Raw genomic sequence first — 23,325 nt, 5'->3', positions numbered from 1 at the left:
CGGACATCGGGTCTCGCTTTCCGGGTCCGGGGAGCGGCTATTGGAAGGTCCCTGCCGCTCACGCAGAGATGACCTCGGAGCGCGTGAAGGACTCGGGAAGCCCGAAGGCCGTCATGCCTCCGGCCGCCGTCACCGCCGCCTTGACGAAGCGGTCGTCCACGAGCTCGCGCGCCGCGGTCGCTGGATCGAGGTCGTTGAGGAAGGCGCGGCTTCCTTCTATGAGTGTCGGCTTCAGGCGGCGTACGAGCTCTTCTGTGTAGCTTGGAAACGGATAGGGCTGGAAATCGATGCGTCGTTCGCGCCATTCGGCGTTCCGAATCGCGCCGGTTTTCAGATAGGCCGCGTTGTCGTTCTCGGGCGGTGCCAGGACCTTTTCGAGCACAGCGGTCGCATGAGGGGTGTATTTGTTGACACCATCCTTGGAGAGTAGCGCTGCGGTCTCGGACCGATGCTCGCGGGTCCAGAGCTGAGCCCTTACCATCGCGTTTACAACCTTCTGCGTCCATTCGGGGCGCTGCTCGAGGTCGCGCTCGTGCATGAAGACGACGCAGCAGGCATGATCCTTCCAGACATCGCCGGTGAATCTCAGGATCTTGCCGACGCCGAGTGTTTCGGCGGCGGCGTTGAACGGCTCGGCGACGATGAAGCCGGCGATCTGGTTGGCGGCGAGGGCAGGGACCATGTCGGCAGGCGCCATGACGACCAGGTTGACCTCGTTCGTTTCGGGCGGGCCGTTCTTCTTCGATGCGGGCGTCAGACCACTCTCGCGTAGCAAGGTCTGCAGCACGACGTTGTGAATCGAGTACCAGAAGGGAATGGCGACGGTCTTACCGCCGAGGTCCTTCACGTCGTTGATCTGCGGTCCGACGCTCAGGCCGGAGCCGCCCGTATGGTTCCAGGCTACGACCTTGGCTGGTGCTCGACTGCCAAAGCGCGCCCAAACGGTCATCGGGGACAGGAGATGGACGACATTCACCTGCCCGGAAATGAAGGCCTCGAGGACCTGGGCCCAACTCCGCAGCATCACCGGCTTCTCGGCCTTGAGGCCTTCGGCTTCGAAATATCCCTTCCCATGGGCGACCAGAAGCGGGGTGGCGTCGGTGATCGGGAGATAGCCGATGCGGACTGGAGCGTCGGGTTCCTGAGCGCGCGCTTCGAAGGCGCGTAGTAGCGGAAGAGCGCCCGAAGCGGTGAATAGAGCGGAAAGCCGCATCGTGTCGCGTCGCGAGAGATCGTTGAGTGCCATGATCGTCCCCGTCAAATTGGGCGCGTCGCGCCGCGTAGAGCCTTTAGAATGTCGATACGGATTGCGCCGATTTCCGCGACATAGTCGTCACGTGGTTTCGGAAGATCGACGCGCCACTCTTCTATCTGGCTTGCTGGAGAGCCACCGAGAAGAACGATCCTGTCTGTGAGCAGCAGAGCCTCATCGATATCATGGGTGATCAGCACGACGCCGGTCTGAAAATCGCGTACGACCTTGAGAAGTAGATGCTGCATCTCGGCACGGGTGATTTCGTCGAGCGCGCCGAACGGCTCATCGAGCAACAAGACCTCCGGGCCACGCGCAAGGCAGCGCGCCAATGCGGTCCGCTGCGCCATGCCTCCGGAGAGCTGCGAGGGATAGCGTCGCCTGGCGTCGCTAAGGCCGACCTCCGCGATCGCCGCATCCACTCGTCGGCGCCGTTCCGCAGGGGGCAGAACAGGCTGCTTGACGAAGTCGAGCCCGAAAGAAACGTTCTTCTCGAGCGAAAGCCAGGGCAGCAATCCCGGATCCTGGAATGCAATGGCGATTCGAGGATGTGTCCCGCTGAGAGGCGTTCCCCGCATTTTCACTACGCCGGCCGTGGGATCCTGCAGACCCGCGAGGACCCGAAGCAGACTCGATTTGCCGACGCCGCTCGGGCCCAGAATGGCGACGGTCTCTCCCGCGGCCAAAGACATGTCGAATGCACACAGAATATCGCCGGATGTGCCGGCGTAACGTAGCGCGATGTTCGCCGCTTCGAGGATCGGAGCGCTCATGCAGGCACAACGCTGAGTTTACGTTGACGCTGTTCCTCAAGCGCTGTCTTCAACTGCACGATGCTCGGTGTGATGATCGGGATAAATGCCGCCTCGCGGGCTCTGCGCTGGAAGTCCTTTCCCGATTTGGTTAGGTAGGCGCTCCCGCCGGAGGCGCACAGCTCGAGCTGGATCGCTTCTGCCACGACTTCCGCCAATCTGATGCGGATCCGGAAAAGCGCCGCCGGATCGGTGATGAACCGCCCGTCCCGCAAGTCGGTCAGCATCGCCGATTCGAGGCGCCGGAGTTCTGACGTGAGCCTCTCTATATCACCGAGCAAAACGTGCCGTCCCGTCTGGGCACGAGCCACTGTTTCCGACAGCGATCGGCGCGCAAGTCCGACGGACATCGCGCATTGGAGTGCTAGGAAAGCTGGCCGTACCTTCGGAAGCCACTCTTGAATATCGGGAAAGAGAATATCTTGCGGGCCGATGCGGACCTGGACGAGGTCGACTGCCGCTGTGTTGCTGGCTTGCATGCCCATGAGATCGAGATCGTTCGATCGCCCGAGGCCCGGGAGTTCTGACGCGAGGGTTGCTACGAAGGAAGCCCGACCGTCGCTGCCCTGTATCGCGGCGGCGACATCGAAACCATCCGGGCGTAGGTTGGTGACCCACGGTAGCTTCCCGTTGATCTTGATAAGCTCACCATCCGCTTCGGCGATAATCTGCAGCCTCTCGATGCCCGAAAGAAATTTCATGGCATTCGAAAGCCCGCTGGCCCCGGCCCGGCGTCCGGTGAGCAAATCTTCAATCAGTCGCTCACGCAGCGCCGCATTCGGGGTACGCAGCACGAATTCTATGAAACTCCGGTGACCCCACGCAACGAAGCCCGCCGCGAGCGAATGTTCGGAGAGGGCGGCAATGGCGACGACCGCGTCGGCGACGTCACCGCCGTCTCCGCCAAACTCCGTGGGAACCCCCCGTCGGAAGATGCCGGCACCTCCGATGCGAGGAAGAATCTCGGATGCGAGATGCGGGCTGAAGTCTATATCCTCCGCCTTCTCCTCAAGCCAATGCGACACGCGTTCCGGAATGATGCTCACAGTTGCCTCGTTGCTATTCGGCCGCTTGCGCAGTGGAGGGATGCCAGGCGTAAGACTGCAGCTCCGGGTTCAAGGCCGGTTGGCCAAGATTGTTGGCGAAGTTGCAGAGGGTCGCTAGGCTGATGCCGAGCACCACCTCCAGCGCATTGGCTTCGTTGAATCCGGCTGCGATGAAGCTCTTCAACTCAATGTCCTGAACGGCACCACGCGAGCGGATGACGGCGCGCGTGAATTCCGCGATTGCCATCAGCCGCGGATCCGGAACGACTTTCCCCGAACGGAGAGGTACGACGATGTCCTCGGACAGTCCCGCTTTCTTATAGGCAACCGCAGTGTGACCTGCCACGCAGAAGCTGCATCCGTGCGTCGCGGCCGCGGTAATCTGCACGGCCTCTCGTTCTGCAAGGCTCAGTCCGCTGTTGGCGTTGATCCCTGATACCGTCTGATAGGTCTCAAGAGCGGCCGGAGCATTGGCGAGAAGGCGCACAAGATTAGGCAGGAAGCCGTTGCTCTTTTGCGCGGTTTTGAGACCTGTTTTGGTCGCTTCCGGAGCATCTTCGATCGTGCGGAGCTGAATTCGGGACATGTCGTAGCTTCCTGAGGGCGATGATTTGCCCACGATTTAAGCGGGTTGGATGTCGGCTACAAACCGCTTGGGAACATAAAAAAGTTCGCGTCGTCGCGATCGTCGCGGTGCGGATTACATGCTCTATTTCGGCAATCGTGGAGCAGGAACGTCTCCGTACCGATTGCTTCGAAAAGCACGAGATATATACCGCATGAAGATCGGCGCCATGCGGCGCAGCTTCGACGTAAGGCTTGCAACAGGAGCGGACAACCTGTGCCAAGGTATGGGTTTTCTGCGTTGGACGCACGAAGTATACTAGTCTTGGTAGCAATATCTCGAGAAGGCGATGAACGATCAGGACAAGAAGCAGATGCGTCTTCGTGACCTGCCTTCCATCACGGCGGTTCTGAAAGCCGAACCCATCGTCCTTGCGATTTCGCGCTACGGGCGCGTAGCGACCACCGAAGCCATACGTGATCTGATAGATCAGACACGACGCTGCATAGGAGAAGGCGCTGTTGTCCCAGACGCCGAGCAGTTGGCGTGGAAGGCGCTGGCGAGGCTGGATGCTCGAGACCGATCAGGGCTGCGTCCGCTTTTCAATCTGACGGGCATCGTACTTCACACCAATTTCGGCCGCGCTCAGCTTGCCGATGCCGCGGTCGAGGCTGCGACCGCCGCCATGCGTCATGCCGTAGCGGTTGAGTTTAGTCTTGAGACCGGCAAGCGGGGGGAGCGCGACGACTACGTTCGGCAGCTCTTAATCGATCTAACTGGTGCGGAAGATGCGACGGTAGTGAACAACAACGCCGCCGCAGTACTCCTCTGTCTGAATACGCTGGCCAACGGGCGGGAGGTCGTTGTATCCCGTGGCGAATTGATCGAGATCGGCGGGGCCTTCCGGATGCCTGAGATCATGAAGCGTGCCGGTGCGCGCATGATCGAGGTTGGAACGACCAACAGAACTCACGAGAGGGACTATCTAGGGGCGCTATCGACCGAAACAGGTCTACTCATGAAGGTGCATACGTCGAATTATCGCATTCAAGGATTTACGGCGGAGGTGAATGCAGCTCGCCTAGCGTCCATCGCGGACGCTGCCAAGGTTCCCCTGCTCAACGACTTGGGTTCCGGTTCGCTGGTTGATCTCGCGAAATTTGGTCTCAAGCGCGAGTCGACGGTTCGGGATGCAGTTACCGAGGGCGCGGGCCTCGTGACGTTCTCAGGCGACAAACTGCTCGGAGGTCCGCAAGCCGGTTTCATCGTAGGTCGAAGGGACCTCGTGTCCGCGATCAATCGCAATCCGATGAAGCGCGCCTTGCGCGTCGACAAAATAAGGCTTTCGGCCATTGAAGCGACGCTCAAACTGTACCGCGACCCCGATACTCTGCTTGAACGATTGCCGACGCTGCGCTTTCTCGCGCGAAGCCAGGAAGAGATCGTCGAACAGGCGGATCGGATCAGGCCAAAGGTCGCGCAGATTCTCAGTGACCCCTACGATGTCTTAGTCTGCACTTGCGAGAGCCAGATCGGTTCCGGTGCGCTTCCGCTCGATACGCTGCCGAGCGCTGCGGTCGTGGTTAGGCCGAAGACCGGCTCGGCATCCATCGAGAAGCTCGCTGATTCGCTGCGTCGGTTGTCGAAGCCGATCGTTGGTCGGATCGCGGCCGGCGAACTTCTGCTGGATCTTCGCTGCCTGACGGATGAACTGGAGTTTTTGTCAGTTCTTGCCGAATGGAACGCCGATGCAATCGCGAATTGAACTGGTCGGTAGTGCGAAATGATCTTCGGCACCGCGGGCCATATCGATCACGGCAAGACGGCGCTTGTGAAGGCGTTGACCGGCGTGGACGGCGACCGGCTGAAGGAGGAAAAGGCTCGCGGGATCACCATCGATCTTGGATTTGCGTATCTCTCCTCGGGAGACGCGGAGCCTCTGGGGTTCGTGGATGTCCCCGGCCACGAACGCTTCGTTCACACGATGTTGGCGGGAGCCAGCGGTATCGATCATGTGCTGCTCGTCGTGGCGGCCGATGACGGCGTGATGCCCCAGACCCTCGAACATCTTGCGATCGTCGATCTGCTGGGCATTGGGCAAGGTTCGATCGTCGTCACCAAGGCAGATCTCGTGTCGAGCGAACGAGTCGCGGAAGTCGCCGCGAGTATCCGGACGCGAACGGTTGGCACGCCGTTCGAGCAATCCGAGTTATTCGTCGTCTCGGCCGTAACAGGTGAGGGCATCGATGTTCTGCGGCAACACCTGCTTCGGGCAGCAAAGTCGGCTCTGTTGCCATTTGGAGCGTCCCGCTTCCGACTGGCGATAGATCGTGTGTTTACGTTGCAGGGTATCGGGGTGGTCGTCACCGGCACGATTCTGTCGGGAAGCGTGCGCGTCGGGGACGATGTGGTTGTCAGTCCCGCCGGCCTGACGGCAAGGGTGCGGTCGCTCCACGCGCAAAATCGTCCAGCGGAATCCGCACGAGCGGGGGACCGGTGCGCCCTCAATCTAGCGGGCGAAAGGATCGCGAAGCAGGCGATCCATCGCGGAGACGTCGCACTGGATCCCTACCTCCATGCTCCCACGGATCGCATAGAGGCGCGCCTCCGGCTGCTCGCAAGCGAAGCAAAGCCGGTTAGGCAATGGTTCCCCGCGAGGTTGCATCACGCTTCTGTCGGCGTCGGCGCGCACATCGTGCTTCTTAGCAACGAGCCAGTACGTCCCGGAGAAACGGCGGACGTTCAGATCGTGCTGGAACGCCCCATAGCCGCGACGGCATTCGATTGTTTCGTGGTTCGTGATGTTTCGGGGCAGCGCACGATTGGCGGCGGCACGTTCATCGATCTGCGACCGCCCGTACGCCGACGGCGCACGCCGGAACGCATCCTGCAGAGAGCGGCGCTCGCCGTCTCGGACCCCGCGTTGTCCTTTCGCGCGTTGCTGAACACGGCTCCGTTCGCTTGGGATCTGGAAACCTTCGCGAGAGATCGAGCGCTCGCTGCGGAGGAAGCGACCCGCATCATCGACAGTTTGGACGTCGTTCTGCTCGAGCGCGCCCCTGGGCGAATGATGATGGCGATCGATCGATGGCGTGCCTACGTGAACGCGATTTCGGATGTCCTCGCGTCCTATCATTCCGAATTTCCCGATCGCCAAGGGATCGGGCGGGAGAAGCTGCGCTCGCTCGTCCGCCCCAAGCTGGATGCGGGTAATTTTTCGGGGGCTCTACATCGGATATCGAAGGATGGAGATATCGTCCTCGATGGATCGTTCGTTCGCCTCGCGACGCATAGTGTCAAGCTCACCGATGAGGATGAAGCTCACTGGGCGAGCATCGCACCTCTGCTCGGGCGCGAAGCGCGATTTCGCCCGCCGCGCGTGAGAGACATAGCCGGTGAAATTGGGTGTTCTGAAGCCGATGTAAGACGACTCATGCGAATGGTCGAGAAGACGGGGCGGATTGATCAGATCGCGCATGATCATTATTTTCTGAGATCGACTGTGCATGAGATGGTCGGCATCGTCGGCGCTGTCTCCGCCGCGACAGAGAATGGCTTCTTCAGCGCCGCACAATTTCGCGATCGTGTCGACAACGGCCGTAAGGTGGCGATACAAATCCTCGATTTCTTTGACCGCTATGGTATCACCTCGAAGCGGGGCGATTTGCGGCGCGCGAACAGGCATCGTCTCGATCTCTTTGCGATAAATGAAAACAATGGAAGAGAATCGTCTCTGGTGGGGCGTTCGGACTTCAAATCCGGGTGAGGCAGCCAGACTGTCTCAGGTGGGTTCGACTCCCGCTCTCTTCCGCCATTTCTCCGAGAACAGAGTATCTGTGCCGCATGACACCGAAATATGAGACGGACTTCGACGACTGGCTCGTCGAGACTTTCGCGAAGGTCGGCTCGTTCACGATGCTGATCGTGCTCGTAGACGTTGGCGAGACGACCGTCACTCCGCTTGCCTCCTCCTATCTTCATATCGTCGGCGACGAGACGAGGTGGCCGGAGATGGTGGAAATGCTCAGCGGGGCCGGAGCGAAGTGGAACGCCGCCGCGTTCTACCAGGCCGATCGTGTGGGTCTCATTGAGGACTCGACCGCCAAGCAGCGCCTCGCCTCGTTGACGCATCATCTGAACGGCGATCGCTCGCTCCTCGCACACAGCGACTTCTTCAACGCCGGTGGGTTAAGACTCAAGATCGAAGAGGTGCGAAAGCACTGATCTAGACGATTTCGACCGACGGCGCTCCGGCGGCCACGTGCCCGATGATGCGCGCAAGCGGATAACCTGCGGCTTCGATGGCATCCCGGATTTCGTCAGCCCGGTTGCCCTTGCACGCAACCAGCAAGCCCCCCGAGGTCTGGGGATCCGTCAGGAGCGCGCGCCGCCAGTCGGGGAGGTTCGGTGGAAGGACTACATGTTCACCGTAGCTGTTCCAGTTTCGGCCCGACGCGCCGGTCACGTAACCTTCTTCGGCAAGCGGCTCTGCCTTCGAAAGATAGGGTACGCGCGACTGTCCTACGATCAACTGGACGCCGCCACCGCGGGCCATCTCAAGCGCGTGTCCCAGTAGACCGAAGCCGGTCACATCCGTCATCGCATGTACGTCGGGGTCCTTCGCGAGCTCAGCGCCGACACGGTTCAGGAGCGTCGTGGAGGCGATCATCTCGCCGTAGGCTTCGTTCGGAAGCGCCTGCTTCTTGAACGCTGCTGAATAGATGCCGACACCGATGCCCTTGGTGAGAATCAAGACGTCTCCCGGTCGTGCGCCGGTGTTACGGCGGACGTTCTCAGGGGGGCAGAGCCCGATCACTGCGAGGCCGTAGATAGGCTCGGCGGAATCGATCGAATGCCCACCTGCCACGGGAATTCCAGCCTCGGCGCAGATCGACGAACCTCCCTCAAGGATCTGCCTCACGGTGTCGGTAGGCAGCTTCCCGAGGGGCATTCCAAGTATCGCGAGCGCCATGATGGGCTTACCGCCCATTGCATAGACATCGGAAACAGCGTTTGCGGCCGCGATCCGGCCGAAATCGCGAGGATCGTCGACGACAGGCATGAAGAAATCGGTCGTCGCGATTACGCACGTCTTCTTGTCGATCTGCCAGACTGCGGCATCGTCGCTAGTCTCGTTACCGACGAGAAGGCTGGCGAAGGGACCGGCTGCCGGCTCGTTGGCGAGAAGTTGCTGGAGCACCGTCGGCGCTAGCTTGCAGCCGCAACCGCCGCCATGGGCCAGATCGGTCAGTCTGAAAGCTTCCGCGGACATCGCCATCTCCAGTTTGGGGCGCGCGCGCAACGAGCGGCGCCGCTAGTAGGGATTACCAGACGGAGGCAAAGGCCGACACTATACCACGGGGTGGGTCCTGATCACGACGGCGAGAGCTTCATCCCGCGCTGGCCGACAACAGCAGCGGGTTAGGCGCATGCCGCGACCAGCCCACTTCGGCGACGAGGAAATCCAGGCCGAGGGACGCCAAATCGTCGGCAAAGGGGTCGGCTTTCGTATCCTTGGCGAGATAAATCATCTTCGCGTAGGTGCTGCAGTCCTTGCACGTCTCGGCTCTTACCACCCCGGCATCACCCTCGATGCCTTCCAGCGAGACCGAGCGGGACTCGCCGCACGTGATGCAGACCGTACGCACATGATTCCATGCCGTCGAACAGAGTGAGCAGTGCAGATACCGCGTCCCCGGATTGTCGCCTGATGCGGTGATCGTACCGGCGACCGGCGTTGAGCCGCAGCAGGGGCAGAGACCGCGCTGCGTCAGAAGCCGGAGGTCCGGCGACTTAAGGTTCGCTGCCATACGGGTGAAGTAGACCTGAAGAGCAGCGGCGAGAAAGAGAACCGCAGCGGCGTCCTCAGAAGCCACTTCGCCGTGCAGGAAACGGTTGGCGAGCAATTCGACGCCGTCTGCATCGAGCGACTTCAATCTGGCTGCTGCGTCGCTGAGCGCGGCCGTCGCGCCCGTGAGCCCGTCCTCGTCGAGGATATGGACAAGGATGTCGCGCCATTCCGGCGGTCGACGGTGGCCGTCGGCCGCCAATGGAGGCATCCGCGCGTCAATCGCGAGCTTGACGTCGATAGGATCGGTCGCGGGCGGGAGGGGCAGATCCCGAGCTGCCGCATGCTGCGCCTCGGAGAGCCTGGACATAAAGCGCAACCACTCTTCCATGGGGTGGCCCGATGCGAGAGTCTCCAACCGTGCCGCGGTATCTGCGAAGCGTCTGGACGGGTCAGGCAGCAGGATCGGCTCCGGCGCCTTGACGCCTCCGGTCGGGTTGCCCGTCCACTTGCCTTTGGAGGCGATCTCGCCCTGCCTCACGACTTGTGTTCCGTTCGCGATGTGGGGTTTGGCACCGGCCCGCGCGATCCGGTCGCAACGAGGCTGCGGAACCACTTGCGATGGTGCCGAAAGGCCCACCCCGGCGTCACGTGCCCGTGCATCATGGCGCTCACCGAACCGCGGATCCAGATACCGGAATAGACATGCGTGATCCACACGAGAATAGCGGCGATCGCGCAGAGGCTATGGATCAGCATCGCATAGCGCTGCTGCTCGATGGTCGTATAGCTTGAGAAATAGACCTCCCAGATCAGGAGACCACTAAAGAAGAGAGCCGGGACGAGAAAAGCCATCGCCCAGAATACCAATTTCTGGCCCGCGTTGAAGCGAGGCGCCTCGGGTACGCCTTCCTCTTCGTTCACGATCACCTTCGCGATCGACTTGCTCCACTGAAGATCGTCCCATGTGAAGAGCTCGTCGCGCCAGAACTGGACGATCATGCCGCCATAGCTGAGCAGAAGGATCGTGCCGATCCATGGATGCGCGGCGCGCGCCCATTGTCCGCCCCCAAAAAGTTCAGTGAGGAAGAACAGCATGGGATGAAACATAGCGAGCCCGGATAGAACCAGAAGCACGAAGCATCCTGCGGTGATCCAGTGGTTCACTCGCGTCACCGTCGGGTAACGGACGATGTTCGCTTTGGGATACTTCATTACGATCCCTCCGCCTTCTTCAGCAGACGGTCGGCTTCGTCCTCATCGTTCTGCTCGACGTCGTTCGGACCCACGGTGATCCAATGGACGAAGGCCGTCACGGCGGCGAAGGCGATGCCCGCAATCGCGATGGGTTTGATCAAGCCCTTCCAAAATTGGACGAGCTTGCTGATAGTGGGATTTTCGGGAAGTCCCGAATAGATTCCAGGCTTGTCTGCATGGTGGAGGACGTACATGACATGGGTTCCCCCGACCCCAGGCGGATCGTAGAGGCCGGCATTCTCGAAGCCGCGGGACTTGAGGTCCTCGATGCGTTCGCCGGCCCAGTCCTTCATGTCGCTCTTCGATCCGAACATGATCGCGCCGGTTGGGCAGGCCTTTACGCAAGCGGGTTCAAGACCGACGCCGACGCGATCCGAGCATAATGTGCATTTATAGGATTTGTGATCGACGGGGTTGATACGTGGAATGTCGAACGGGCATCCCTTGAGGCAGTAACCGCAGCCAATGCAAGCGTCGCTCATGAAGTCGACGATCCCGTTGGCGTACTGGACGATTGCTCCGGGAGCCGGGCAAGCCTTGAGGCAGCCCGGGTCCTCGCAGTGCATGCAGCCGTCCTTACGGATGAGCCATTCGAGGTTACCGACGTCGTTTTCGTATTCCTCAAACCTCATGAGCGTCCAGACGGACGGTGCGAGGTCGCCCGGGTTCTCGTAGGCCCCCTCGAAGTGACCGACTTCGGGACGGAGGTTGTTCCATTCCATACAGGCCGATTGGCACGCCTTGCAGCCAATGCACCTCGTGACGTCGATGAGCTTGGCGACTTCCTGCTCATGGTTGCGCACTGACGGCGGCGTCAAGGTCGTCGCCGAGCGTCGGATGTAGTTCTGAGTCTGGAGATCTGCCATCGTGGTTCCTTCAGACTGCCGGGCCGGTGGCGCGTTCGATGTTGACGAGGAATGCCTTGAATTCGGGAGTCTGCGTGTTCGCGTCACCGACAGACGGCGTCAGCGTATTTGCGCCGAAGCCCTTGCGGGCTTGGCCCGTGAACCCCCAATGTAGGGGTACGCCGATGACATGCGTCGGCTTGCCGTCGACGATCAGGGGCTTTATGCGCTTGGTGACGTAGGCCTTGCAGGTGACCCAGCCCCGCTTCGATGAGACCTTCACCCATCCGCCTTGAACGATACCTTTCTGCTTGGCCAGCACTTCGCCGATCTCGATGAATTCTTCAGGTTGAAGGATCGCGTTGATGAGCGCGTGCTTCGTCCAGAAGTGGAAGTGCTCGGTTAGACGATAGGTCGTCGCGACGTAGGGGAAGTCGGCGACCTTGCCCATCGCGGCACGATCGTCTGCGAAGACGCGCGCAGCGGGATTCGATTTCACCTTCGGATGCAGGATGTTCTCCGAGGGAGATTCGAAAGGCTCGTAATGCTCGGGGAAGGGACCCTCCGCCATCTGATCGCGAGCAAACAGTCGTCCGAGGCCTTCCGCATTCATGATGAAGGGTCCGACGGAATCGGATGGTTTCGTGGTCGGCGTGTAGTCCGGCACGTCGATGCCCGTCCATTGAGTGCCGTTCCACTCGATAACTGGCTTCCCTGGATTCCAGGCTTTTCCTGCTGGGTCCGCACTCGCACGATTGTAGAGAATGCGGCGATTCGCCGGCCAGGCCCAGGCCCAGTTCGGCGCTATGCCTTGCTCCCGAGGATCGCTCGCATCGCGGCGGGCCATCTGGTTGCCTTTCTCGGTGAAGCTACCGGTGAAGATCCAGCAGCCCGATGCCGTGGTGCCGTCGTCTCGTAGCTGCGCAAAGCCGTCGAGCAGCTTGCCGGCATGGACGGTCACAGCGCCGCTCGCATCCTTCAGATCGACCAGTGCCCGGCCATTCATGTCCTTAGACAGTTCCTCCGGATCGGGATCGTGCGGGTCGGTATAATTCCAGCTCAGATGAAGGAGCGGATCGGGGAAGGCGCCGCCTTCCTTGCGGTACATCTCCCGCATGCGGTGGAAGATGCCGCTCATGATCCAGATGTCCGACTTCGCCATGCCTGGAGCTTCGGCCGCCTTCCAGTGCCATTGGAGCCAGCGCGCGGAATTCACCAGCGAGCCGTTCTCCTCGGCGAAGCACGTCGTCGGCAACTGGAAGACCTCTGTCTGAATGTCCTCGGGCTTCGATGGATTCTGCGGACCGAAATCCTCCCAGAATCGCGACGTCTCCGTATCGAGCGGATCCATCGTGATCAGGTACTTGAGCTTGCCGAGCGAGCGGCGGATCTTACCGCGATCGGGGAATGCCTGCAGCGGGTTGAAGCCCTGGCAGATGTAACCCGTCATCTCGCCCTTATCCATCATCTCGAACGCACGGATGATGTCGTAGAGCGGAACGTCCAGCTTCGGCAGCCAGTCGTAGGCCCAGTTATTCTCGGCGGTCGCGGCGTCGCCGTAGATCGCCTTCTGGAAGGAGACCATGAACTTTCGGTAGTTCTGCCAGTAGCTGATCTGACCCGGACGAAGCGGTTTGAACTGCTTCGTGCTCATATACGTCTCGAAGGTGTCCTCTCTGTCATACGGCAGCGTCAGATAGCCGGGCATCGCATTGGACAGGAGGCCGACGTCCGTCAGCCCCTGGATGTTCGAATGGCCTCGCAAGGCATTCATGCCGCCGCCGGCAACGCCGATGTTGCCCAGCAGAAGCTGGATCATCGCCATTGAGCGGATGTTCTGGGCGCCGACCGAATGCTGTGTCCAGCCCAGCGCGAAAAGACTGGTCATCGCCTTGTCCGGCGCGGACGTCGACGCGAACAGTTCGCAGATCTCCATATATTTTTCGATCGGCGTGCCGCAGATGCGCGTTACCATCTCCGGCGTATAGCGATCAACGTGCTTGCGCAGCAGATTGATGACGCAACGCGGATGCTGCCAGGTTTCGTCGACCTTCGCGAAACCCTGCTCGTCGAATTCGTATTCCCAGCTCGATTTGTCGTAACTGTGCGTGTCCTCGTTGTAGCCGCTGAAAAGTCCGTCGACGAAGCCGAATTCCTCCTTCACGATCATGCCCGCGTTCGTGTACGCCCGCACGTATTCGTGCTGAATCCTGTCGTTCGCCAACAGGTACCGAATAACGCCGCTGAGGAAGGCAATGTCGGTGCCCGGCCTGATAGGCGCGTACTTGTCAGCGACGGAAGCCGTGCGCGTGAAGCGCGGATCGATGACCACGAGCTTCGCGGAATTCTCGATCTTGGCCTCGATCACCCACTTGAACCCGCACGGATGCGCTTCGGCGGCATTGCCGCCCATCACTACGACGAGATTGGCATTCTTGATGTCTTGCCAGGTGTTCGTCATCGCACCACGACCGAATGTCGGAGCCAAACTGGCCACCGTCGGTCCGTGTCAGACGCGCGCCTGATTGTCGAAGACCACCATGCCGAGTGACCTGGCAACCTTCCAGGTTAGATAGGCCGTCTCGCTGGACGAGGCCGACGCAGCCAGCATCCCGGTGGTGGTCCAGCGGTTCACCGTCGTCCCGGCCTTGTTCTTGTCGATGAAGTTTTTGTCGCGGTCGTCCTTCATCAGCCGCGCGATGCGGCCGAGTGCGAACTCCCAAGACACTTCCTTGAACTCACTGGCGCCCGGTGCACGATATCGCGGTGTCTTGAGGCGAGTAGGGGCGTGGACCACATCAAGCAGGCCCGCCCCTTTGGGGCACAGCGTGCCGCGATTGACCGGGTGATCCGGATCGCCCTCAATGTGAATGATGTTGGAGCGAGCATTCTTGGCGCGGTCGCCCATGCTGTAGATCAAAATGCCGCAAGCGACAGAGCAGTAGGTGCAGGTGTTTCGGGTTTCTGTCGCCGCTACGAGTTTGAACGGCCTAACGGCGGCAGCCATCGCCTCACCCGCGGGCCCAAATCCGAGCGCCCCCAAGCTGGAAGCGGCGAGACCCGCTCCGGTCAGTTTGATGAAGCCCCTTCGACTAAGCTGCATGTATCTGCTCCATGGATCACGGGCCGACGACCGTCGGTACCTCTAGAATCCGCGCGATCCGACAGGCAGATCGTGTGACAAGCCTAGCCGGACTTAAAAGCGGTCGAAACCTATCCACGGGTATGATTGCAGGCTGCTGTAATCAAGAATTCGTGCGCGCTTGTTGACCCACGCCTTCTTCGCTGTAGGCATATGGCGGCGATTTTCCTCGTTCCCGAACGTGGGCAGCCGATGACGATCCAGCAGTCGTCGAGCGTCGCATGCGCGGCTGCTTCATCTCGGGCGATCCGCGAATCTCCCTTAAGGGAACAGGCGGCACCCAACGCGATCTCGAAAGCTCTTGGCGCGTCGCCATAGCCGCGCCCTTCTCGCGAGAGTTTTATGGACCAAGCCGCTTCGAAGGAAGTTTGTCACCGATCTTACGCGCATCGTCCGCGTAGATCCACGAGTAGCCATGGCGAGCTCGCCGTCGGTGAAGTGGCGCTTGTTGAGCGCTCCGTCAGGATTTTACGTTGATTGCTGTCCTCCGGCTCACGACGTTTAAAGAAAAACTTCGACATGAACTAGAAGCGGGTCGCACGTTAGTGGCGGACCCGCTCGTCGTGGGCGAGACCGTGCCGTCCTTGACGGTAGCGACGGCTAGGTTCGGGCATACAGGATCAGCCTTGCACGTCGATACCTGTCAGGCGAACACTTTCGGTCCAGAGTGCTTCAGCTAAGTCTGGGTTCACAGCATACGGGCGAACACCGAAGCCGCCCTCGGCTTCGACGTAGGCTATGTCGCAGTCTTCGCAATACACCCCACCTAATCCGTCCAGTTCCGGTGCGGTCGCACACCAAACCGTTGTTGCTGCGCCTTGCGCGAAGTTCTTTTTGTCCTGGGCCGGATCTATCTGCGGAGTGCCGTCAGGATTGAGTATCCCATAAGCCTCTAGTTCCTCGCGGCTGGCATGCTTTGTCAGATTGCCGAAAACCGAGCCGGGGTGCACCGAAAAGGCGCGAATACCGTAGTTTTGCCCCCGTATATCCAGAGCCAAGGCAAAAAGCGCGTTGGCGGCCTTCGATTGCGCGTAGGCGGCCACCTTGTCGTAAGGCCGGCGCGCGAAATCTAGATCGGTCAGGTCGAATCCCGGCAATTGGTGAGCGCGCGAGGACAGAACGACCACTCGCGCTCCACCTGCCAATTTCAGCGCTGGCCACAGCGTGGCGGTCAGTCGGAAATGGCCAAGGTGATTAGTGGCGAACTGGCCTTCGCGCCCCTTGGAGTCGCGGAAGAGAGGCGGCGTCATGATGCCTGCGCTGAGGATCAGCAAATGCAGTGGTGCGCCGGTGGCTACGAACCTTTCGGCAAAGATGCGAACCGAGGCCGGGTCGATCAGATCCATCTCCACCACCTCCACGTTGGTGATGCCCGCCAATGACGCGCGAGCGGTGGAAGTGTTGCGGGCTGGCACGATGATGTGTGCGCCGAGATCAGCCAGCACACGCACGGTCTCAAGCCCCAAGCCTGAGGCCCCGCCGGTGACGATGACGGTCTTGCCCGAAAGGTGGGCACCATGCGCAACCTCTTCGGCGGTGGTGAATGGGGTGAAGGGGGTGTTCAGGGGTTTCTGCATTGGGTTCATGGCATTCTCCTAGTGGTTGCTCGCTTGGATAGTGCGAACACCCCAGATGATCTATGTTGGATTATCCTGCTTTTTGTTGAGATCATCCGATGTCTGTACCAGGTGACCCGCTTTCCCAGATTTTGACCTTTGCCGGCGTTCAGACCGCGGCCTCCACCGGGCTGGAGGCTAGCGGTGGATGGGCTGTCCGCGTGGGTTCGCTGCCTACCTTGAAATGCAATGCGATCAGGTACGGCGAATGCTGGCTGGAAGCCTCGGGGCAGCGTTGGCATCTGCGTGCAGGTGATTGCTTTCTGGTCGCGCCGGGACTCCCCTTCGTAATGGCTACTGACCTGTTATGCCCACCGCGCCCGGCCGAAGATGTCTTTGTCGGCTGTGAGACGCTGCCCTTCGCACGGCTGGACGCAGGCGTCGGACTGGAGTTCCGCTGCCTCGGCGGAAGGATGGAGCTGCCGCCCGCTGCTACTCTGCTGATCGAGGCCTTACCACCGGTGACGGTTATCCCTGCGGATAGCGCGGCGGCGGGGCGAATCGGTTGGCTTCTCGACCGATTGGAGGAGGAGAGTCGCGCCGGTGCCCCCGGTGGTGCGGCGATGACTGCTCAGATCATGCAGATGGTCTTCATCGAGCTTCTGCGGGCACTGCCCGAAAGAGAAAGCGGGGGTTGGCTTGCCGCGCTGTCCGATCCACGTATCGGCCCGGCGATCGTGGCGATCCACCGCACACCGGGGCATGATTGGCGGCTGGAGAATCTTGCCGCGATCAGCCATCTGTCGCGCTCCCAATTCGCGGCCCGGTTCCGCGCTGCCGTGGGCCGCGCGCCCATTGATTATCTGCTGCACTGGCGGATGGTGTTAGCCCAGCGGGCGCTCGCACGGCCCGGAGCCTCGGTAGCGGTGATTGCGGCGGAACTCGGCTACGCCTCAGAGAGCGCCTTTGGCGTCGCCTTCCGTCGCGTGACCGGTACCAGCCCCCGTCGCGCGACACGGGCTACCGCGTGAATTTTTTTCGCACTCTGTAGGTCGCATCCGCGTGACTGCTATGCCATGCAGGGGCGGATCAAACGAGTGACTAAAATAATCCCCGTAGGGGCGGATCTGACCTTTCTCGAAATCGTGGAAGGCAAATCGCGGACCTTCGTTTGCACCAATATCCGCGCCAACGATCCGCGTCGCCCGAAGGGTTGCTGACGAACAGAAACTGCGTAGCGTCACGCTAGCGAATATTGGGAAGACACTGTCGCGGGAAACGCTTCCGGCCATGTGGAAGAAGCATACTTTCGAGTGAATACTAAAGCGTGCCGGATGAGCTCGCGCCAGCACTCGGAGCGAAAGACTCACGGCTGGTTGTCACCGGCACGTGTACGAGGCTTTCGGCGGGGATGGCCAGCGAAAGACCTCTTATTCCGCATTGGCCGTGGATAAGGTCAATGATCTCGTTTTTGGCGGACATCCCCATAGCGAGACTGGCGACACGGAACTGCAGCTCCACTTCGATTGCAATCGCGTCGATGGTTTTTAGGGCAATGGCCGGCGGCGGATCCTTGACGATCCGGGTACTGGCCTGCAACACGGACCGCATGACGTCTTCGACAAAGCGCGGCCTTTGCCCGGCGGCGAAGCGCACGCTCAAAGTGATCTGATGCGTTTCGTCAGGGCGGCTGAGACTGGTCAAACCCTGCCTCGCCAGCATGCTGTTTGGCAGCATGACGATGTTGTTAGCGCCGGTCAGCAGATTGGTGGAGCGCCAGTTGGTCTCGGTAACTCGACCCGCAGTGCCGTCGCTCAATTGGACCCAGTCGCCGATGGTATAAGCTTTGCCGAGCGTCAGCGCGATGCCGGAAAAGACGTCGCCGAGCGTATTCTGCAAAGCCAGACCCAGGATCACGGCAACGACGCCCGAGGTTGTCACCAACGTGGCGATCGGCATCCCGAAGACGAAACCCATCACCGACAGCGCCACGCCGAGATAGATAACGGCGACGGCCATGTCCAAGATGAGGTGCGCTTCTCGCGGCTTGCGATTGAGTCTGACGTAGATGTGGATGCAGCCGATGATCGTCCAGGCGAGATGAGTCCACCATAAAACTCTAGCCGATTTGGAGAGCAACGCGGCAAAACCCTGCCTGTAGATGTCATCGGGCTGCTGCGGAGCGATGCCCCCCATGTAGAGCACGAGGCTCATCCCGATGAAGAACAGGATCTGCACGACCAGGCGGCCTGTCGGACGCTTGCTGCCCTGAACGTGCCATATGACGATGCCCGCAACTCCTAGGACGTTGATCAGAGCGAGTGGCAAGAAGTGGTCATCGCCAAACATGGCAGGAATTCACCGATAACGGTTGATCACGTCGAAGAACGGCCGGGCATTGGATAGTGTGCCGGCCTGTCACTTATCTCTTGATCGGAAACGTCAATTCCTGCTGGGCCGAGTCGAGGACAAAAACCGCGAGCAGTTTCGCAGGCTCCGTCTTGCTGGCATTCTCACTAACGCCGTGGCGATCGCCCGGCATCTCGGAGAAGCTTTCACCGGCCTTATAGACCTTTATTGGCCCATCGTTGACTTGGCTGCGAATTGCCCCCTCCAAGACGGTCGCGTAGATAAACGACGAACTTGGATGAGTGTGAGCCGCCGAGAAACCACCGGGACCATACTCCACGAGAACACTCTTGATGCTCTTACCTGGAACGTTCGGTAGCGCATGCTCATAGACAAGCGTGACCTTGGCGTCCTTGTCGCCGACGTCATGGGCGGAGGCCGCCGTAAGCAAAAGAGCGGTCATAGCAATGGCGAGAATCGGTTTGATCATGTCGAAGCTCCTTTATCGACGATTGGACGGTGCGGCGCGCTTGGCGGCGCGTCGATATCCATTCATTTGCGGGTAGAGGTCGCGAACCACTCCTCGAAAGTGATTCGGCCGAGGCGTGGATTGTTGTCGGAAACAAGCGAGCCATCTTCTAGCTTTGCGCCAAAATATCGCGCCTCCGGGTCTGCCTCGACCTTGCGAGTATCGCCCATTGCCTTCAGGTAACGGACAACGAGTTCGTTCAGCCGGACACGTTCGGGGCCTGAAATCTCCACAACGCCATTGATCGGCGCTGCCGTCGCAACCGCCGCTATATTGTCAACAACATCGTCGGAGGCAATGGGCTGCACATAGGCGGGCGACAGATGTACTGTGTCTCCAGCCGTGCCGGACTGGACGATGCCGCCGAGGAATTCCATGAATTGCGTCGAGTGGACGATCGTATAGGGAATGCCGGATTCCCGGATGATCCTTTCCTGGACAGCCTTGGCGCGCATGTAGCCGCTATCGGGCAGGCGATCGACGCCAATGATGGACAACGCGATGTGATGCTTTACGCCGGCGGCCTTTTCCGCCGCCATCAGATTGCGGCCCGATGTCTCAAAGAATTCGAGCGCGGCCTTGTCCTCGAAGGACGGCGAGTTTGCGAGGTCGACAACGACCGAGGCACCGGCGAGCGCCTCGGCAAGACCCTCGCCGGTGATCGTATTGACGCCGGTGCTCGGTGCGGCAGCGATGACTTCATGGCCTTGCTGGCGAAGGTGGGCGGCTGATTTTGAACCGATCAGGCCGGTGCCGCCGACAATGACGATCTTCATAAGGTTTCCATTCGCTGTCGCTCGGCGTGCCGCGTTGCCTTAGTCTTTCTCTGGATGGTGGTTGTGGTTCAGGCAGGCCCCGTCGAAGCCGTAGATATTATCGGCAGAACGGGGCGCTGCCCTAACCTGGCAAGCGTTAGTAATCCCAGTACACCGGCACCCATCGGAAAACATCGCCATCGATCGCCACGCGTCCGACGGACGGAAATGGCATGTGCGTGGCCACCAGTAATTCCTCGGTGGCTGCCAGCTCTTTCAACAAGCGCGTGCGAACGCGGGCTGCCTCTTCGGGATCGTGTTCGAAGCCATTGAACCAGTCGGGATGATCGAATCCGACTGTAAACACGGCGTCGCCGGCGAAGGTAAGAGCGTCTTTGCCTGAAGCCACTCGGACGATACTGTGTCCGGGCGTATGGCCACCGGTGCGACGGACGATCACACCCGGAGCGACCTCGTATTCCTCGTCAAATTGCCGCAGCTGGTTGTGATACTCCTTGGCGAACCGCTTGGCAGTTGCCCGCAGTGCATCCGGGAAGCCCGGCGGCATGGCCGTGCGGGAGAAATCCGGAGCGTCCCAGAAACTGACCTCGGCCGCCGCCACGTGGATCTGGACATCGGGGCGAAGCTGATCCTTGATACCGGGGACGAGCAGGCCACCAATGTGATCCATGTGCATGTGCGTCAGCACAATGTCGGTGACCGACGCGAGATCGATACCGGCACTCTCCACTCGTTTGATCAACTGTCCGGCTCGCGGCAGGTTCAAATCGGGGTCGGATCCCAAGCCTGCATCGACGAGGATGGTCTTGCCGCCGCTACGCACCACGACGGCATTGAGCGCCCAATCGAAAGCGTCTGGCGGCAGGAACATGTGGTGCATCCAGGCGGCACGGGCCTTGGGGTCGGCATTATGACCTAACATGGTGGTTGGAAGCGGAAGCACTCCATCGCTGATCACCAGCACGTCGATCTCGCCGATCTTCACTGCGTAGCGCGACGGGACCAGCTCTTCCGGCTCCGATCGAACCGGGCGCGAAGCAACATCTGGGCTCATGTCTATCTCCTGTTGATCGCCGCGCAGGTCGCGGCGCCGGCGACGCTATGTCGGGCCGTATCCATGATCGACTAGGCTGTCGAATAGGGTCGGCAATACCTCGGCATAGGTTGCTCGCTTCAGATGGCGAGGATTTTAGGGCGCGGCATTGCGCTGCCGAACCTATCCTGAAGAACAGGTCGAACTATTCGTAACGCCATGCGCGCTGATCCGCAGAACGATACCGCTGCGCTGCTGACTGCATCATGTTGGAGGCGTTCACGCACTGCGTGCTTCTGCCTGCCCTCACTCAAACGGAGACGAACGAATGACCTGGAAGAGCTCGATCAGCCGTCTTGCAAGATTTTCGCGGCGGAAGCTGCTCGCCACCACACTGATCTATGCGGCATCGATGACCGTCCGCTCGTCCGCGGCGGCAGGAAAGGAAACCGACATGCTTTCTCGCACGACGGACATGGCAGATCTGACGTCTTCGATCACAACGAATGACGGCGCGCAGATCTTTTATCGTGACTGGGGCGCAAAGTCCGCGCAACCAATCGTGTTTCATCATGGCTGGCCGCTGTCGTCCGACGACTGGGAGAACCAGATGCTCTTCTTTTTGAGCAAAGGCTATCGTGTGATCGCCCACGATCGTCGTGGCCATGGCCGTTCCAGCCAGGCTATCGACGGTCAGGACATGGATCACTACGCGGCCGATGTTGCGGCGCTCGCTTCCCATCTCGATCTTCGTAATGCCATTCATGTCGGCCATTCCACCGGCGGTGGTGAGGCGACCCGCTATGTCGCGCGATTCGGTCACGGTCGTGTTGCCAGGCTGGTGCTGATCGGTGCGGTGCCGCCGTTGATGGTGAAGACAAAAGCCAGTCCGGGCGGTCTCCCGATCGAAGTGTTGGACGGTCTGCGGCAACAGCTCGCGGCAAGCCGATCCCAGTTTTATCTGGAATTCGCGAGCGGCCCTTTCTATGGCTACAACCGACCGGGCGCTAAACCGTTGCAGGCGGTGATCTGGAACTGGTGGCGGCAGGGCATGATGGGCAGCGCCAAGGCCCAATACGAATGTATCAAGGCATTCTCCGAGACAGATTTCAGCGATGACCTAAAGGTCATCGAGGTCCCGACGCTGGTTCTGCACGGTAGCGACGATCAAATCGTCCCCGTCGCGAATTCCGCATCGCTTTCAGCAAAGCTGCTCAAGCACAGCGTGCTGAAGATCTATGAAGGCCTGCCGCACGGGCTGTGCACAACGCATGCCGAAGTCGTCAACGCCGACATTCTGAAGTTCATCTTGGCCTAACCGCTGCGCCTGTAGTCCAAATCAAGGAATTTTCATCATGCGAATCGTCATTGTCGGCGCCGGCTTTGCCGGTATGTATGCCGCGCTCTCAGCCGCGCGCCTGCGCGACATCCAGGGCGTCGCGCCTGAGATGCTTGAAATCGTGCTCGTCTCTCCGGAGCCGACGCTTGTCGTACGTCCCCGTCTCTACGAAGCGAATCCCGAAACGCTGACGGCGCCGCTGCAGGACGTACTGAAGGCGATCGACGTCGTCTATCTGCAGGGCAGCGTGGAGACGGTCGATACCAAGCTCCGCGCTGTCAAGATCACGGCGGCCGGACGCGCGGAGCAGGTCATTGCCTATGATCGGCTCGTCATTGCGACCGGCAGCCAGCTCTTTCGTCCCGATATACCTGGACTGGCGCAATATGGCTTCAGCGTCGATCAGCTGAGCGATGCGATTGCACTGGATCAGCATTTGCACGATCTGGCGAAGCAGCCGCCGTCGAAGGCGCGTGATACGGTGGTGGTCGCCGGTGGCGGTTTTACCGGGATCGAAGTGGCGACCGAAATGCCGGCACGCCTGCGAGCAATTCTCGGCAGAGATACAAATCCGCACGTCGTCATTGTCGAGCGAAACGCTGCAATCGCACCCGATATGGGAGCGGGTCCGCGTCCGCATATCGAGGATGCCCTCCATGTGCTCGGTGTGGAAAGGCGGCTCGGTATCGGCGTGACTTCGCTCGAAAGGTCCGGTGTTACGCTTTCCAACGGCGACTACATCGAGAGTGCCACGGTGATCTGGGCCGCCGGCATGCGTGCCGCGCCGTTGACCGCGCAGATCCCCGCCGGGCGCGACAGTTTTGGCCGTCTGTTCGTCGACCGTGACCTGCACGTGCTGTCGGTACCTGGCGTCTTTGCGACTGGCGATGCCGCGAGGGCGGCATGTGATGACGTCGGCAACTACGCGCTGATGTCGTGCCAGCACGCAACGCGGATGGGCGCCTTTGCGGGCAACAATGCCGCCGCCGAATTGCTCGGTGTGGCGACGAAGCCATATCACCAGAAGGCTTATGTC

Annotated in this window: 20 protein-coding genes and 1 tRNA gene; 7 read left to right on the top strand and 14 right to left on the bottom strand. The window is 60.5% G+C overall.

Annotation, left to right across the window (positions count from 1 at the left end; translation table 11 throughout):
• Positions 1-58 precede the first annotated feature (58 nt).
• Genes HP556_RS00890 through HP556_RS00875 form a run of 4 tightly spaced genes read right to left on the bottom strand, consistent with a single transcriptional unit; the run spans position 59 to position 3,696 of the window.
• On the bottom strand, positions 59-1,246 hold the full coding sequence (locus HP556_RS00890; RefSeq protein ID WP_175365562.1) for an ABC transporter substrate-binding protein: 1,188 nt from the start codon (positions 1,244-1,246) through the stop codon (positions 59-61).
• 11 nt (positions 1,247-1,257) lie between these two features.
• A complete protein-coding gene (locus HP556_RS00885; RefSeq protein WP_175365561.1) occupies positions 1,258-2,025 on the bottom strand; it encodes an ABC transporter ATP-binding protein in 768 nt (255 codons plus the stop codon).
• Positions 2,022-3,110 (bottom strand): acyl-CoA dehydrogenase family protein, encoded by a 1,089-nt coding sequence (locus tag HP556_RS00880; protein WP_338117513.1) that lies wholly within the window; start codon positions 3,108-3,110, stop codon positions 2,022-2,024. Before HP556_RS00880 ends, HP556_RS00885 begins: the two co-directional genes overlap by 4 nt.
• 13 nt (positions 3,111-3,123) lie before the next feature.
• Positions 3,124-3,696, bottom strand: coding sequence for a carboxymuconolactone decarboxylase family protein (locus HP556_RS00875; protein ID WP_175365560.1), 573 nt, complete (start codon positions 3,694-3,696; stop codon positions 3,124-3,126).
• Positions 3,697-4,024: 328 nt separating this feature from the next.
• Here HP556_RS00875 and selA point away from each other — a divergent pair, with 328 nt between their 5' ends.
• From selA to HP556_RS00855, 4 genes are all read left to right on the top strand, one after another.
• Positions 4,025-5,440: an L-seryl-tRNA(Sec) selenium transferase gene (gene selA, locus HP556_RS00870; RefSeq protein ID WP_175365559.1), complete on the top strand. Its 1,416-nt coding sequence runs from the start codon at positions 4,025-4,027 to the stop codon at positions 5,438-5,440.
• Positions 5,441-5,458: 18 nt separating this feature from the next.
• On the top strand, positions 5,459-7,441 hold the full coding sequence (gene selB / locus HP556_RS00865; protein ID WP_175365576.1) for a selenocysteine-specific translation elongation factor: 1,983 nt from the start codon (positions 5,459-5,461) through the stop codon (positions 7,439-7,441).
• A tRNA-Sec gene (locus HP556_RS00860) sits at positions 7,394-7,489 on the top strand. The genes selB and HP556_RS00860 overlap by 48 nt, the downstream gene beginning before the upstream one ends.
• A 29-nt stretch (positions 7,490-7,518) precedes the next feature.
• Positions 7,519-7,899, top strand: coding sequence for a hypothetical protein (locus tag HP556_RS00855; RefSeq protein ID WP_175365558.1), 381 nt, complete (start codon positions 7,519-7,521; stop codon positions 7,897-7,899).
• A gap of 1 nt (position 7,900) precedes the next feature.
• Here HP556_RS00855 and selD read toward each other — a convergent pair whose 3' ends face one another.
• From selD to HP556_RS00825, 6 genes are all read right to left on the bottom strand, one after another.
• Positions 7,901-8,947, bottom strand: coding sequence for a selenide, water dikinase SelD (gene selD, locus HP556_RS00850; protein WP_175365557.1), 1,047 nt, complete (start codon positions 8,945-8,947; stop codon positions 7,901-7,903).
• A gap of 118 nt (positions 8,948-9,065) precedes the next feature.
• The gene (fdhE, locus tag HP556_RS00845) at positions 9,066-10,004 is read right to left on the bottom strand and encodes a formate dehydrogenase accessory protein FdhE (protein WP_175365556.1); all 939 of its coding nucleotides are present in this window, start codon (positions 10,002-10,004) and stop codon (positions 9,066-9,068) included.
• On the bottom strand, positions 10,001-10,678 hold the full coding sequence (locus HP556_RS00840; protein ID WP_175365555.1) for a formate dehydrogenase subunit gamma: 678 nt from the start codon (positions 10,676-10,678) through the stop codon (positions 10,001-10,003). The genes fdhE and HP556_RS00840 overlap by 4 nt, the downstream gene beginning before the upstream one ends.
• A complete protein-coding gene (gene fdxH, locus HP556_RS00835; protein ID WP_175365554.1) occupies positions 10,678-11,586 on the bottom strand; it encodes a formate dehydrogenase subunit beta in 909 nt (302 codons plus the stop codon). Before fdxH ends, HP556_RS00840 begins: the two co-directional genes overlap by 1 nt.
• Before the next feature lie 10 nt (positions 11,587-11,596).
• On the bottom strand, positions 11,597-14,668 hold the full coding sequence (fdnG, locus tag HP556_RS00830) for a formate dehydrogenase-N subunit alpha (protein ID WP_175365553.1): 3,072 nt from the start codon (positions 14,666-14,668) through the stop codon (positions 11,597-11,599).
• 659 nt (positions 14,669-15,327) lie between these two features.
• Positions 15,328-16,293, bottom strand: coding sequence for an SDR family NAD(P)-dependent oxidoreductase (locus HP556_RS00825; protein WP_175365552.1), 966 nt, complete (start codon positions 16,291-16,293; stop codon positions 15,328-15,330).
• A gap of 89 nt (positions 16,294-16,382) precedes the next feature.
• On the opposite strand from HP556_RS00825, the gene HP556_RS00820 reads away from it, so the two are divergent.
• Positions 16,383-17,294, top strand: a complete 912-nt coding sequence (locus tag HP556_RS00820; RefSeq protein ID WP_175365551.1) for an AraC family transcriptional regulator — start codon at positions 16,383-16,385, stop codon at positions 17,292-17,294.
• Positions 17,295-17,583: 289 nt separating this feature from the next.
• On the opposite strand, the gene HP556_RS00815 is transcribed toward HP556_RS00820, so the two are convergent.
• The 4 genes from HP556_RS00815 to HP556_RS00800 form a co-directional block, all read right to left on the bottom strand.
• Entirely contained in the window at positions 17,584-18,612 is a 1,029-nt protein-coding gene (locus HP556_RS00815; protein WP_175365550.1) for a mechanosensitive ion channel family protein, read from the bottom strand.
• 73 nt (positions 18,613-18,685) lie between these two features.
• On the bottom strand, positions 18,686-19,102 hold the full coding sequence (locus tag HP556_RS00810; RefSeq protein WP_175365549.1) for a cupin domain-containing protein: 417 nt from the start codon (positions 19,100-19,102) through the stop codon (positions 18,686-18,688).
• 62 nt (positions 19,103-19,164) lie between these two features.
• Positions 19,165-19,917 carry an SDR family oxidoreductase gene (locus HP556_RS00805; RefSeq protein WP_175365548.1) on the bottom strand — a complete coding sequence of 251 codons (753 nt, stop codon included), beginning with the start codon at positions 19,915-19,917 and terminating at the stop codon, positions 19,165-19,167.
• 136 nt (positions 19,918-20,053) lie between these two features.
• Positions 20,054-20,971, bottom strand: a complete 918-nt coding sequence (locus tag HP556_RS00800) for an MBL fold metallo-hydrolase (RefSeq protein ID WP_175365547.1) — start codon at positions 20,969-20,971, stop codon at positions 20,054-20,056.
• Between the two features lie 454 nt (positions 20,972-21,425).
• Between HP556_RS00800 and HP556_RS00795 the strand changes: the two genes are divergently transcribed.
• Both HP556_RS00795 and HP556_RS00790 read left to right on the top strand, forming a co-directional pair.
• Entirely contained in the window at positions 21,426-22,268 is an 843-nt protein-coding gene (locus tag HP556_RS00795) for an alpha/beta fold hydrolase (protein ID WP_246297273.1), read from the top strand.
• 37 nt (positions 22,269-22,305) lie between these two features.
• A partial coding sequence (locus HP556_RS00790; protein ID WP_175365545.1) for an NAD(P)/FAD-dependent oxidoreductase occupies positions 22,306-23,325 on the top strand: 1,020 nt, incomplete at its 3' end.

This window comes from Tardiphaga robiniae, assembly GCF_013359755.1.
Taxonomy (GTDB): Bacteria; Pseudomonadota; Alphaproteobacteria; order Rhizobiales; family Xanthobacteraceae; genus Tardiphaga; species Tardiphaga robiniae.
This window is presented reverse-complemented; position numbering and strand designations above follow the sequence as displayed.